This is a genomic window from Streptomyces sp. NPDC059524, assembly GCF_042749255.1.
Lineage (GTDB): Bacteria > Actinomycetota > Actinomycetes > Streptomycetales > Streptomycetaceae > Streptomyces > Streptomyces xanthii.
Genome location: NZ_JBHYTK010000022.1, coordinates 18,330 through 30,349, shown reverse-complemented (window position 1 = coordinate 30,349; position 12,020 = coordinate 18,330). Strand labels below are relative to the sequence as shown.

Sequence of the window (12,020 nt, the reverse complement as noted above, 5' to 3'; positions counted from 1 at the left end):
CGGCGTCAGGGGCGACGGTGCCGGGCCATGTCCGGGGCACCGCGGGGTACGCGGACGCTACCAGGCCCGTGACGTGCGCCGACGCCCCGCCCGATGAGGACGGGGCGCCGGCGGACCGTCACGTGTTGATCAGGTCACCCGAGCGTGTCGGCGAGGACCCGCGCCGCGCGCTCCACCTCCGCGAAGGACAGGTACAGCGGGGTGAATCCGAACCGCAGCACGTCGGGCGCCCGGAAGTCGCCGACGACACCGGCCGCGATCAGCCGCTCCATGACCTCGCCCGCGTCCTCGCAGGCCAGCGCCACCTGGCTGCCCCGCTCGGCGTGCGCCCGCGGGGTGACCGTGACGACCCGCCCCTCGGGCACGTACGCGGCGACGCACTCCAGGAAGAAGTCCGTCAGGGCCAGCGACTTGGCCCGCACCGCGTCCACGCTCACCTCCGGCCGCGACCAGACCTCGAGCGCCGCCTCCAGCGCCAGCATCGACAGGATGTCCGGCGTCCCGACCCGGCCGCGCACCGCGCCGTCGGCGGGCGCGTACTCGGGCCGCATGCCGAACGGTTCGGCGTGCGAGTTCCACCCCGGCAGCGGAGAGTCGAAGCGGTCCTGGAGCCCCGCCCGCACGTACAGGTACGCGGGCGAACCCGGGCCGCCGTTCAGGAACTTGTACGTGCAGCCGACCGCCAGGTCGACGCCGTGCGCGTCGAGCCCGACCGGCAGCGCGCCCGCGCTGTGGCACAGGTCCCACACGCTGACGGCGCCCGCCGCGCGGATCGCCGCGGTCAGCGCGGGCAGGTCGTGCAGCCGGCCCGTGCGGTAGTCGACGTGGTTGAGCAGGACCGCGGCCGTGCGCGGGCCGAGGGCGTCCGGCACCTCGGCGGGGGCCAGCGGGCGGACCGTGCAGCCGGTCATCCGCGCGGCCGACGCGGCGATGTAGCCGTCCGTCGGGAACGTGGAGGCGTCGACCAGGATCTCGTCCCGGCCCGCGTCAGGGCCGCCGGAGAGCCGGACCGCGCCCACAAGTGCCTTGAACACGTTGACACTTGTGGAGTCGCCGACGACGATCTGCCCGGCCGCGGCCCCCACCAGCGGGGCGACGAGATCGCCGATCCGCTCGGGGGCCGTCCACCAGCCGGACTCCGTCCAGGACCGGATCCGCAGCTCGCCCCACTGCCGCCGTACGACGTCCTCGACGGCGCCCGGCACGTTCGCGGGCAGCGCGCCCAGCGAGTTCCCGTCCAGGTACACCACCGCGTCCAGGACGAAGTCGCCGCGCACCGCCGCCAGCGGGTCCCGCGCGTCCAGCTCCCGCGCCCGCTCGATCAGGTCAGACATGGGACCTCGCCGTCCACAGCTCGGGGAACACGTTCTTCTGCGCGCGCTTCTCCAGCCACGCGACACCGGCGCTGCCGCCCGTGCCGGTCTTGGCGCCCATCGCGCGCCGCGTCGCCACCAGGTGGTCGTTGCGCCAGCGCCAGATCAGCTCGGCGACGTCGGTGAGGGCCTCGCCGAGCCGCGCAAGCTCGCCGCTCTCGTCACCGGCGTACAGCTCGGTCCACACCGCCTCGACCTCGGGCGAGGGCACGTAGCGCTGCGACACGTCCCGGTCCAGGACGGCCCGCGGCACACCGTGGCCGCGCCGGGCGAGCAGCCGCAGCACCTCGTCGTACAGGCTCGGCTGGTGCAGGGCCTTCTCCAGCTCCGCGTACACGCGCGGGGCGCCCCGGTGCGGCACCAGCATCGACGCCGACTTCTCGCCGAGCAGGAACTCCATGCGCCGGTACATCGCCGACTGGAACCCGGAGCCCTCGCCGAGCGCGCTCCGGTACGAGTTGAACTGGGCGGGGGTGAGCTGCGCCAGCGGGCGCCACGAGTCGTTGAGCGCCTGCAGCTCGCGCACCGAGCGCTTGAGGGCCGCCACGGCGGTGGGCACGTCGTCCTGCGCGAGCGCCCCGCCCGCGGTCTCCCACTCGTGCACGATGACGGTGAACCACAGCTCCATGACCTGGGTGGTGACCAGGAAGACCATCTCGCCCGGGTCGTCCGAGCGCAGGTGCTGGAGGTGGGTGAGCACATCGGCCTGGACGTAGTCCTCGTACGGCGTCGTGCCCGCGAAGTCGAGATGCGGGGTGGCGGGTGCGTCCGCGTCCTGTGGGGTCGCGTCTTCCGCTACGTGTTCCGCGTCGTGGGACATCGCTGTCTCCTGAATGTGTATCCGGGTAGCGGTCCGCCCTGCCGTTACCGGCACGGGGCCCCGGTCCCCACCTGCATCCTCCGCAATCCTCCCCCGAAACGGCAAGGCCCGCCTGATCACAGGCGGGCCTCGACTCGGTCCTGCTTATCCGAGGGTCTGCGCGGCGGTCTCCGAGGAATCCTTCAGGAACTGCGTGCAGCGCTCGTACTCCGCCTGCTCGCCGATCTCGCCGGCGGCCCGCGCCAGGGCGTGCAGGGCCCGCAGGAAGCCGCGGTTCGGCTCGTGCTCCCACGGCACCGGGCCGTGGCCCTTCCAGCCGTTGCGGCGCAGCGCGTCGAGCCCGCGGTGGTAGCCGGTGCGCGCGTAGGCGTACGACTCGACGACGCTGCCGCGCTCGTACGCGGCGTCCGCGAGCTGCGCCCAGGCGAGCGAGGAGGTCGGGTACTTCGCGGCGACGTCCGCCGGGTCGGTGCCGCCCGCGAGCAGCTCCCGCGGCTCCGGCTCGTCCGGCAGGTGGGTCGGGGGCGGTCCCCCGAGAAGGTTCTCGTGAAGGCTCATGGGTCCAGTGTGCCGCGTGCGCCCGGCGCTCAGGCGATCACCCTGCTCAGGGCCCTGACCAGGGCGTCCACCCCGGCCTCCGCCTTGCCGCGCGGGCAGCCCACGTTCAGCCGTACGAAGCCGGGCGCCCCGTACACGGATCCGGGCATGATCGCGACCTTCTCCTCCTCGACGAGCACCCGCTGCAGCCCGGCGTCCTCGGTGATTCCGAGCGGCCGCAGATCGATCCAGGCCAGGTAGCCGGCCTCGGGCACCCGCCAGCCGAGCCCGGGGAACGCGGCGCCGAGCCGCTCCTCGACGAGCCGCAGATTGCCGTACGTGTACGCGCGCAGGGCGTCCAGCCAGGGGCCGCCCTCGCGGTAGGCGGCGATGTGCGCGGTCAGCGCGAGCACCGGCGGCGACTCCAGGCCCTCGTCGTGCCCCATCCTGCGGACGAACTCGGCATGGTCGCCCGGGTCGCCCACGAAGCCGTAACTGCCGCTCAGCGCGGGGAAGTTGAAGGACTTGCTGCCGGAGGTGACCAGCGCCCAGCGCAGCCCGTCCCCGTACCGGGTCCACGGCAGGTGGCGCCGGCCCGCGTGGGCGAGGTCGGAGTGGATCTCGTCGCTGATCACGGCGACGTCATGCCTGCGGGCGAGGTCCGCGATCCGGCGCAGTTCGGCGTCGGTCCACACGTGCCCGGTGGGGTTGTGCGGGGAGCACAGGACGAGGACGCGGCTGTCGGGGCGGGCCAGCTCCCGCTCCAGGCCCGCCCAGTCGTCGACGCCGACGGCGCGCAGGTCCCGGCGGGCGCCGAGCACCGCCTTGCGGAAGCCGTCGTAGGTGGGGGTGTGCAGGACGACGCCGTCGCCCTCGCGGGTCCACATGCGCAGCAGCTGGGCGATCTGGTTGAGCACGGAGGGCCCGAAGACGAGCCGCTCGACGTCCACCTCGGTCGCGTACCGGTCCCGGTACCAGTCGCGGATCGCGCCCTTGAAGTCGTCGTTGCGCCAGTCGGTGTAGCCGAACACGCCGTGCGCGAGCCGCTCCCCGAGCGCCGTCAGCACCTCGGGCGGGCACGCGAAGTCCATGTCGGAGATGGTGAACGGCAGCAGGTCCGGGTCCGGGAAGCGGTCGGTGATGCCGTCCCACTGCACGCACCAGGTACCGCGCCGGTCGACCGGGGTGTCGAAGTCGTACGTCACTGAGGGGCCCTCCGGGCAGCGGGGAAGACGGCGGGGAACGGGACGGGCCCGGCGCCCCCTCGCAGTGCCGAGGGAGGGCCGGGCCCGCAGGGGTACCGGTCGGGCTACTTGATGCGGGTGCCCGAGGAGCGCAGGTTGGCGCAGGCCTCGACGACACGGGCGGTCATGCCGGTCTCGCCCTTCTTGCCCCACACGCGAGGGTCGTACGTCTTCTTGTTGCCGACCTCGCCGTCGACCTTCAGGACGCCGTCGTAGTTCTCGAACATGTGCCCGGCGATGGGGCGCGAGAAGGCGTACTGGGTGTCGGTGTCGAGGTTCATCTTCACGACGCCGTTCTCCAGCGCGGTGTGGATCTCCTCGATCGTGGAGCCCGAGCCGCCGTGGAAGACGAAGTCGAACGGCTGCGAGCCGGCCGGCTTGCCGTACTTCGCGGCCACGCCCTCGTTCAGCTCCTTGAGCAGGTCGGGGCGGAGCACCACGTTGCCCGGCTTGTACACGCCGTGCACGTTGCCGAACGAGGCGGCCAGCAGGTAGCGGCCGTTCTCACCGAGGCCGAGGGCCTCGACCGTGCGGATCGCGTCGTCGACGGAGGTGTAGAGGTTGTCGTTGATCTCGTGCGAGACGCCGTCCTCCTCACCGCCGGTCGGGGTGATCTCGATCTCCAGGATGATGTTCGCCGCCTTGGCCTTGGCGAGCAGCTCCTGGGCGATGTCGAGGTTGTCGGCGAGGGTCTCGGCCGAGCCGTCCCACATGTGCGACTGGAACAGCGGCAGACCGCCGTCGGTGACCCGCTTCGCGGAGATCTCGAGCAGCGGGCGCACATAGCCGTCCAGCTTGCCCTTGGGGCAGTGGTCGGTGTGCAGCGCGATCTTGTTCGAGTACTTCGCGGCGACGACGTGCGCGAACTCGGCGAGGGCCTGCGCGCCCGTCACCATGTCCTTCACGCCCTGGCCCGAGAGGTACTCGGCGCCGCCGGTCGAGATCTGGATGATGCCGTCGCTCTCGGCCTCCGCGAAGCCCTGGAGGGCCGCGTTGAGGGTCTGCGTCGACGAGACGTTGATGGCCGGGTAGGCGAACTTCCCCGCCTTGGCCCGGTCGAGCATCTCGTTGTACTGCTCCGGGGTTGCGATGGGCATCTGCCGTCTCCTCGTGAAGCGCGCGTTGCGGGTTTGGGTTGTTCTGGTGTCCTGACCGGTGGTCCGACCCTCACCAAGCACCATGGGGTGACTTCATCGTCGCCCCCATCTTTCCAGACTTGTGGGGTTACCGGCCGGTCGCCTCAGTCCAGGCCGAGCTCGTCCTTCGAGAACGCGAAGAGGTACGGGACCCCGGCGCCCTCGGTGATCTTCTCGGCGGCACCGGTGGCCCGGTCGACGATCGTCGCGACGCCGACGACCTCGGCCCCGGCCTCCCGCACGGCCTGCACGGCCTCCAGCGGCGACCCGCCCGTCGTGGAGGTGTCCTCGACGACGAGCACCCGGCGGCCCTTGATGTCCGGGCCCTCGACGCGGCGCTGCATGCCGTGCGCCTTGGCGGCCTTGCGGACCACGAACGCGTCCAGGCGCTGCCCGCGCGCGGCGGAGGCGTGCAGCATCGCGCCGGCGACCGGGTCGGCGCCCATCGTCAGACCGCCGACCGCGTCGAAGTCGAGGTCGGCCGTCAGGTCGAGCAGCACCTGCCCGACCATCGGGGCGGCCTCGCCGTCGAGGGTGACCCGGCGCAGGTCGACGTAGTAGTCGGCCTCCAGACCGGAGGAGAGCGTCACCTTGCCGTGCACCACGGCCTTGTCCTTGATCTGCTGGAGCAGCGCGTCGCGCACGTCGTTCGAAGTCATGCCTACGAGCTTAAGCGCCGCGTTTTACAGCCGTCGCCAGGTCCAGGTGGTGCTCGCCTCCAGCGGATCGACGGGGGTCACGAGCCGGGGCTGCGTGTTGAGGCCGTTCGGGGGGCCGGTCTGCGGTTCGACGCAGACGGCGGCGTCCTGCTCGTCGTAGACGACGACCCACGGCTCGCGGCTCTTCACGTTCACCTCCAGCTGCCCCGGCCAGGTGAGCGTGACATCGACGCCGTCCGGCATGCCGAAGCAGTCGTCCCACGGGCCGGGCTTCGGGTCGATCCGCCGGCCGGTCGGCAGATGGTCGTCGCCGCGCTCCTCCTGCCAGGCGGGCTCGAAGTCGACGCGCACGTCCTCACCGCCGAGGTTCCGGTTGAACCAGGGGTGCCAGCCGGCCTGCGCGGGGAACGAGTCGCCGTACGTCTCGATGCCGAGCGTCAGCGTCAGGCTGTCCTCGGTGAGCGCGACGATCTGGGTGACCCGCCCGGGGTGCGGCCACGGCTCGGTCAGGTCGTACGTGAACACGGCCTCGGCCGCGCTCGTACGGGCCGTCTTCCACTCGGCGTCGCGGGCGAAGCCGTGGATGGCGTGCGGCGGCGAGTTGAGCGGCATCTGGCGGACGTGCCCGCCGTCCAGGAACCGGCCGTCCCTGATCCGGCCGCACCACGGCACCATCGGGAAGCAGCCGTACTTCTGCCCCTGCCGCAGCAGCTCGGTCCCGGCGATCTTCAAGCTGCTCACCCGGCAGCCGTTGCCCGGCGCCACGGTCACTTCCGCGTCGCCCGCGGTCAGCGTCGTCTCCTGAGTCGTCACGAGCCTTGAGCCTAAGCGGTGTCGGGGCGGCGCACCGTCAGCGGCGTCGGCGCAGGGCGCGGCCCACGACGATCACGGAGGCGACGACGAGGGCGGCGGCGGGGGCCGCCCAGCGCAGGGTGGCGCTCGCGGCGGCGCCCTCCGGCCCGGGGACCGGGGCGTAGCGGCCGCGCGGCGGGGCGTGGTCGACCTCCTCGGCGCTGCGGCCGATCATCGTGCGGCGGGCGTGCGCGGCGGCGGGCTCCGCCGGGAGCTCGCCGTTCTCGAAGTCGCCCTCGTAGTCGCCCTGGAAGTCGGTCTCGGGGCCGAGCGAGGAGGGCGGCACCTCGGTGTCGAACACGGACAGCGCCTCCGGCCCGGCCGCGCCCTCCGGCCCCTCCGCGCCGCCGGCGTCCTCGATGCCTTCGGCGTCCTCGATGTCATCGGCGTCGTCGATGTCATCGACGAGCTCGTCCTCCGGCTCATCCGCGCCCAGGTCCTGGCTCTCCGTGCCGAGGTTCTCCGCGAAGCGGCCGAGCAGGCGCTGGGCGGCGGAGGTCACGGCGTCCTCGTCCAGCTCGGCCACGCGGCCGTCGCCGGTACCGGTGCCGGTGAACGTGACGCGGGAGCCGCCGTCCGACGCGGCGACCCGGGCCGTCAGCTCGAAGGCGACGGCGCCCGTGCCGCGGGCCTCCGTGCCGTCGCCGGTCAGCGTGAACGAGCCGTCCGGGGTCTCGGTGACCTGGACGCTGCCGCGGTACGTGATGGCGGTCCCGCCGATGCGCACCTTGAGCCGGCCGCCGCCGCCGGAGGCGTCACGCTGGAACCCGGGCAGGGCCCGGGCCACGCGGAGGGGGTCGCAGAGCACCGCCCTCAGGGACTCCGCCGGTACCGGAACGAACACCTCATGCTCCATGCCGCCCGAGCCTAGCGACGCCGTCGGGAACGTGTCTCCCTCTTCGCCGCCGCTGGTCCCGGTTTCATCGGGGTCCGCGGGCCGGTGGGGCTTCTCGCGCAGTTCCCCGCGCCCCTGAAATGCAGACCCTTCGGGTCGCATTTCCCCGATGCCTCAGCCCCCGACGAGACAGCGCACGAAGTGCGCCTTCAAGAGCGCGAGGCGTCCCCGATCAGCGACCCCGCCGCAGGGCGCGACCACCGGGGCCCCTGGGGCGCACGAAGTGCGCCTTCAGGGGCGCGGGGCTGTGTCTCTCAGCGACTCCGTCGCGGGGCGCGGCCAGCCACGACGGAGGGGCTGCCGCGAGACGGACTCGGGCCGCTGGGCCATAGGCGTCAATAGCGCGGATGCACCAGCGTCGACGGAGCCCGTCCCAGGTCGACCTCGGCCACCCGCACGCCCCACAGCCGCGGCACCGCTCCCTCACCCCCGACGGCATAGCCGGGCCCGTACCCCACGACCTGGAAGCCGGCCCCCCGCAGGGTCGAGGCGACCGTCGCCCCGCCGCGGACCACCACCCGCCCCTCGTCCCCGAGCACCCGCTCCACCAGCCCGTAGAACTCCTCGGAGTACAGCTTCGCGCTGTCCACCGAGAGCGCCGGATCCGGCAGGTCGGAGATGACGAGGTCGTACCGCTCGCCCCGCGCGGCCGCGCCCCGTACGCGCGCGAAGACGTCCCCCGTGACCACCCGCACCCGGGGATCGGAGAACGCCCGCCCGTTGAGCGCGACGAGCCCCGGGTCGGTCCGGGCCAGCCGCACCACGGCGGGGTCCGTGTCGACGACGTCCACCCGGCGCACCCCGTCGCCGCCCGCGCGGAGCACCTCCCGCACGGTCACGCCGTCCCCGCCGCCGAGCACGAGGACCCGCTCGTGCGGCCCGCCCCCGAGCGCGGGCCGTACGAGCCGGGTGGCGCGGCGCCGGGCATCGGGTCCGCCCGCCCGGAGCCGGCCGTCGAGGTAGAGACCGGGCGGCCGGCCGGGGTCTCCGGTGAGGACGATCTCCTGCTCCGCGCTCTGCTCGGCGACCCGCACGGGCGCCCCGAACAGCGCTTCCCGCGCCGCCCGTTCGAACGCGTCTACCTGGAGCCAGGCGAAGGCCAGGACGGCGAGGACCGTCGCGTTGGCCGCGAGGAGGAGCCAGCGGCCGCGCGGGCTCAGGTCGCGGCGGAACAGGCCGAGGACGAGGGCGCCGCCCGCCACCGCGTTGACCACCCCGGTGAGCAGGGCGCCGGTGAGCTGGCCGAGCATCGGCAGGAGCAGGAACGGGAAGGCGAGTCCGCCCACGAGCGCGCCCACGTAGTCGGCGGCGAACAGGTCGGCGACGGCGCCGCCGGGATCCTGTCTGCGGATCCGCTGGATGAGGACCATGAGCAGCGGCACCTCGGCGCCGATGAGCACGCCGATCGCGAGGGAGAACCCGACGAGCAGGAAGCGGGGTCCGTCGCGCCAGGCCCCGCCCCAGTCGCCGGTCCAGGCGAAGACCGCGTACAGGGCCATCGCGCTGCACCCGCCGACGAGCGCGAGCACGGCCTCGACCATGCCGAAGCCGGCGGCCGCCCGGAAGCGCAGCCGTTTGGCGGCGAGGGAGCCGATGCCCATGGCGAAGACCATGACGGACAGCACGACGGAGGCCTGGGTGACCGAGTCGCCCATCAAGTAGGAGGCGAGCGCCACCAGTTCCAGCTCGTAGACGAGTCCGCAAGCCGCGCACACGAAGACGCCGACGAGGACCAGGAACCGGCCCGTGCCGGGCTTCACCGGCAGCGGGGCGCGGGCACGCTCCGGCGCGCCCAGGGGCCGGGGTGTCCCGGCGCCCCCGGGCGGGGCGGGCGCGTGCGGTTCGATCACTCCTGGAACGCTACGTCACCACATGACCGCACCCTGTCACCCACACGTGTGGAACAGGGCCCGGGACGCATACCCCGCACCGGACGGGACCTAGGCCATCGCGCCGACCGGGACGCGGACGCCGACCCGGCTGCGGGTGGCGACGAGTTGGCCGTCCTGCGGGTAGGCGTGCCAGGTGCGCCAGTGCACCTGGCCCTCGTGGCGGTGGGCGAGCATCGCCGTGAAGGCGTGCGGGCTGCCCGGGAAGACGCCCGCGAGCCCGTTCGGATGATCGGCGACGAGGGCGAGCAGTTCCTGGGCGCGCCCCGCGAACTGCCCTTCCGTCAGATGTTCGACCCGGGCGGCGAATTCGTACTCCCAGTCGCCCACCCGCTTGGCGACGCCGAGCGGGAGCGGGGTGCTGCTGCCGGGCATACAGGCGACGGTCTCCGAGCAGGCGCCGCTCTCCTCCTCGAGGAGCACCTGGTGAGAGGCGCCGAGAAGACGCAACTGCATCTTCGCGCCCGCGAGTTCGATGTCGAGTGTGGCGAGCGCGGGAAGGGGCTCGCGTCCGAGTGTCCAGGCCAGGTCGGCCGCACTGGTGTCGGAGTAGGCGGTGTTCAGGGTCGTGAGCATGGGTCGGCTCCGCTAGCACGCAAAGGGAGATGGGGCCGGCTACGTCAAAGGGACCGGCTCGTGCCCACGCGAACGCGATGAGTACGTAGTACGAGGGCTGAGTTGACGCTTAAAGGGAATCATGGGCGGCCCCGACCTCACAGCGTTTTTACCCAACTTTCGGAGGGTTTCCATCCCCTCGGGCGCCGTGCAGCTCAACTGTTCAACTTTCCGTGCGACCTTTCGCGCCCGGCGCACCACCTGCGGGTACGTGACCGGACGGATGTCCGAGTCGCCACTGGTCCAGATGTGCGCCCGTACGCGCGTGCGGCCCACCCGGACACCACTGCCCCGTGTCAGTGGTCCCCGCGTGAGCCGCACCTCCCGGGCCGGCGTCAGCTGCCGCCGCCGCACCCGCCCCCGCCGCCGCACGACGAGCCGCCCCCGCAGGAGGAACCGCTGCTCCCGCAGGAGGAGGAGCTGCCGCACGAGTGGCCGTGGTGTCCGGACGAACCGGAGGACGAGGAGGAGCAGGAGCTCCCCACCGACGAGTTCCCGCCGCCCGCCCACCAGCTGTTGCTGTTGCTGCCGCCGCGCCGGGCGCCGCGGGCGCCGCTCTTCTTCAAAGACGTGCGCTGCGGCTTGCTGCCGCCCGCACGAGCCGTACCGATCACGATGGCGACGACCACCGCGACGAAGACCACGATGACGACTGCTTCCATCACCGGTCCTCCTTCCGTTCCCCCGAACCCCTCGGAATCCCCGTGATCCCCGAGGGCCGCCGCTACCGGCGTGGAGTGGGGATTCCCGCACCGGATCGAAGCCAAAGCAGAGTTGAGGAAGTCCAGAGGTTCGGCGGAGGATGGCCCGCATGACCTCCAGCGCGCGCCCTCTGCTGAACCGCCGTCTCGCCGAGTTCGGGACCACGATCTTCGCGGAGATGTCCGCGCTGGCCGTGCGGACCGGCGCCATCAACCTCGGGCAGGGCTTCCCCGACACCGACGGGCCCGAGCAGGTCCGGGAGGCCGCGGTGCGGGCGCTGCGCGACGGCCGGGGCAACCAGTACCCGCCGGGTCCCGGCGTCCCCGAGCTGCGCACCGCGATCGCGGACCATCAGCGGCGCCGCTACGGCCTGGAGTTCGACCCCGACACCGAGGTGCTCGTCACCGCCGGCGCGACGGAGGCCATCGCGGCCTCGCTGCTCGCCCTGGTCGAGCCCGGCGACGAGGTCGTCGCCCTGGAGCCGTACTACGACTCGTACGCGGCGAGCATCGCGCTCGCGGGCGGCACCCGGGTCCCGGTGACCCTGCGCCCGCACGAGGGATCGTTCCGCCTCGACCTGGACGAGCTGCGCGACGCGATCACGCCCCGCACCCGGCTCCTCCTGATCAACACCCCGCACAACCCGACCGGCACCGTCCTGACGCGCGCCGAGCTGACCGCCGTCGCCGAGCTCGCCGTGGAGCGGGACCTGCTCGTCGTCACGGACGAGGTGTACGAGCACCTGACCTACGACGACGCCGAGCACGTGCCGCTCGCCACGCTGCCCGGGATGCGCGGGCGGACCGTGACGATCGGGTCGAGCGGCAAGACGTTCTCGTTCACGGGCTGGAAGGTCGGCTGGGTGACCGCCGCGCCGGAGCTGGTCACCGCGGTCCGCTCGGCCAAGCAGTTCCTCACGTACGTCTCCGCGGGCCCCTTCCAGTACGCGGTCGCCGAGGCGCTGGCGCTGCCCGACTCCTACTTCGAGGAGTTCCGCGCCTCGATGACCGCCAAGCGGGACCTGCTCGCGGCCGGTCTCACGGACGCGGGCTTCACGGTCTTCCGCCCCCAGGGCACCTACTTCATCACCACCGACATCCGTCCCCTGGGCTTCGACGACGGTTTCGCGTTCTGCCGCGCCCTGCCCGAACGCTGCGGCGTCGTCGCCATCCCGAACGCGGTCTTCTACGACGACCGCACGGCCGGCGCCCCCTTCGTCCGCTTCGCCTTCTGCAAGCGCGACGAGGTACTGAGCGACGCGGTGACCCGCCTCAAGGCGTAGCCAGAAGAGCCCGGCT

The 12,020-nt window shown here is 72.8% G+C and carries 12 protein-coding genes; 1 reads left to right on the top strand and 11 read right to left on the bottom strand.

Annotated elements, in window-relative coordinates; all coding sequences use genetic code 11:
- Nucleotides 1-134: 134 nt before the first annotated feature.
- The 11 genes from kynU to ACFW9D_RS09340 form a co-directional block, all read right to left on the bottom strand.
- Nucleotides 135-1,334, bottom strand: coding sequence for a kynureninase (kynU, locus tag ACFW9D_RS09390; RefSeq protein ID WP_384619630.1), 1,200 nt, complete (start codon nucleotides 1,332-1,334; stop codon nucleotides 135-137).
- Complete coding sequence (locus ACFW9D_RS09385; RefSeq protein WP_188338139.1) at nucleotides 1,327-2,193, bottom strand: tryptophan 2,3-dioxygenase family protein; 867 nt, start codon at nucleotides 2,191-2,193, stop codon at nucleotides 1,327-1,329. Before ACFW9D_RS09385 ends, kynU begins: the two co-directional genes overlap by 8 nt.
- A gap of 144 nt (nucleotides 2,194-2,337) precedes the next feature.
- Complete coding sequence (locus ACFW9D_RS09380) at nucleotides 2,338-2,751, bottom strand: DUF3151 domain-containing protein (protein WP_188338138.1); 414 nt, start codon at nucleotides 2,749-2,751, stop codon at nucleotides 2,338-2,340.
- Nucleotides 2,752-2,780: 29 nt separating this feature from the next.
- Nucleotides 2,781-3,935, bottom strand: a complete 1,155-nt coding sequence (locus ACFW9D_RS09375) for a MalY/PatB family protein (protein WP_384619626.1) — start codon at nucleotides 3,933-3,935, stop codon at nucleotides 2,781-2,783.
- 104 nt (nucleotides 3,936-4,039) lie between these two features.
- Nucleotides 4,040-5,071, bottom strand: a complete 1,032-nt coding sequence (gene fbaA / locus ACFW9D_RS09370) for a class II fructose-bisphosphate aldolase (protein WP_384619623.1) — start codon at nucleotides 5,069-5,071, stop codon at nucleotides 4,040-4,042.
- Between the two features lie 143 nt (nucleotides 5,072-5,214).
- Nucleotides 5,215-5,769, bottom strand: coding sequence for an orotate phosphoribosyltransferase (pyrE, locus tag ACFW9D_RS09365; RefSeq protein WP_188338135.1), 555 nt, complete (start codon nucleotides 5,767-5,769; stop codon nucleotides 5,215-5,217).
- Nucleotides 5,770-5,793: 24 nt separating this feature from the next.
- The gene (locus ACFW9D_RS09360; protein ID WP_188338134.1) at nucleotides 5,794-6,582 is read right to left on the bottom strand and encodes an aldose 1-epimerase; all 789 of its coding nucleotides are present in this window, start codon (nucleotides 6,580-6,582) and stop codon (nucleotides 5,794-5,796) included.
- A 37-nt stretch (nucleotides 6,583-6,619) separates the two neighbouring features.
- Nucleotides 6,620-7,477, bottom strand: a complete 858-nt coding sequence (locus ACFW9D_RS09355) for an SRPBCC domain-containing protein (protein ID WP_384619620.1) — start codon at nucleotides 7,475-7,477, stop codon at nucleotides 6,620-6,622.
- Between the two features lie 374 nt (nucleotides 7,478-7,851).
- The gene (locus tag ACFW9D_RS09350; protein WP_384619617.1) at nucleotides 7,852-9,366 is read right to left on the bottom strand and encodes a polyamine aminopropyltransferase; all 1,515 of its coding nucleotides are present in this window, start codon (nucleotides 9,364-9,366) and stop codon (nucleotides 7,852-7,854) included.
- A 90-nt stretch (nucleotides 9,367-9,456) separates the two neighbouring features.
- Complete coding sequence (locus ACFW9D_RS09345; protein ID WP_188338131.1) at nucleotides 9,457-9,981, bottom strand: DUF2617 family protein; 525 nt, start codon at nucleotides 9,979-9,981, stop codon at nucleotides 9,457-9,459.
- Between the two features lie 374 nt (nucleotides 9,982-10,355).
- Nucleotides 10,356-10,682 (bottom strand): hypothetical protein, encoded by a 327-nt coding sequence (locus tag ACFW9D_RS09340; RefSeq protein WP_384619614.1) that lies wholly within the window; start codon nucleotides 10,680-10,682, stop codon nucleotides 10,356-10,358.
- 140 nt (nucleotides 10,683-10,822) lie between these two features.
- Between ACFW9D_RS09340 and ACFW9D_RS09335 the strand changes: the two genes are divergently transcribed.
- Nucleotides 10,823-12,004 (top strand): pyridoxal phosphate-dependent aminotransferase, encoded by a 1,182-nt coding sequence (locus ACFW9D_RS09335; RefSeq protein WP_384619611.1) that lies wholly within the window; start codon nucleotides 10,823-10,825, stop codon nucleotides 12,002-12,004.
- The last annotated feature ends 16 nt before the right edge of the window (nucleotides 12,005-12,020 follow it).

What these genes read in the sequence shown, in the direction of transcription:
- kynU (WP_384619630.1), bottom strand. Translation starts at nt 1,334, where the DNA reads ATGTCTGACCTGATCGAGCGGGCGCGGGAGCTGGACGCGCGGGACCCG.
- ACFW9D_RS09385 (WP_188338139.1), bottom strand. Translation starts at nt 2,193, where the DNA reads ATGTCCCACGACGCGGAACACGTAGCGGAAGACGCGACCCCACAGGAC.
- ACFW9D_RS09380 (WP_188338138.1), bottom strand. Translation starts at nt 2,751, where the DNA reads ATGAGCCTTCACGAGAACCTTCTCGGGGGACCGCCCCCGACCCACCTG.
- fbaA (WP_384619623.1), bottom strand. Translation starts at nt 5,071, where the DNA reads ATGCCCATCGCAACCCCGGAGCAGTACAACGAGATGCTCGACCGGGCC.
- pyrE (WP_188338135.1), bottom strand. Translation starts at nt 5,769, where the DNA reads ATGACTTCGAACGACGTGCGCGACGCGCTGCTCCAGCAGATCAAGGAC.
- ACFW9D_RS09355 (WP_384619620.1), bottom strand. Translation starts at nt 7,477, where the DNA reads ATGGAGCATGAGGTGTTCGTTCCGGTACCGGCGGAGTCCCTGAGGGCG.
- ACFW9D_RS09345 (WP_188338131.1), bottom strand. Translation starts at nt 9,981, where the DNA reads ATGCTCACGACCCTGAACACCGCCTACTCCGACACCAGTGCGGCCGAC.
- ACFW9D_RS09340 (WP_384619614.1), bottom strand. Translation starts at nt 10,682, where the DNA reads ATGGAAGCAGTCGTCATCGTGGTCTTCGTCGCGGTGGTCGTCGCCATC.
- ACFW9D_RS09335 (WP_384619611.1), top strand. Translation starts at nt 10,823, where the DNA reads ATGGCCCGCATGACCTCCAGCGCGCGCCCTCTGCTGAACCGCCGTCTC.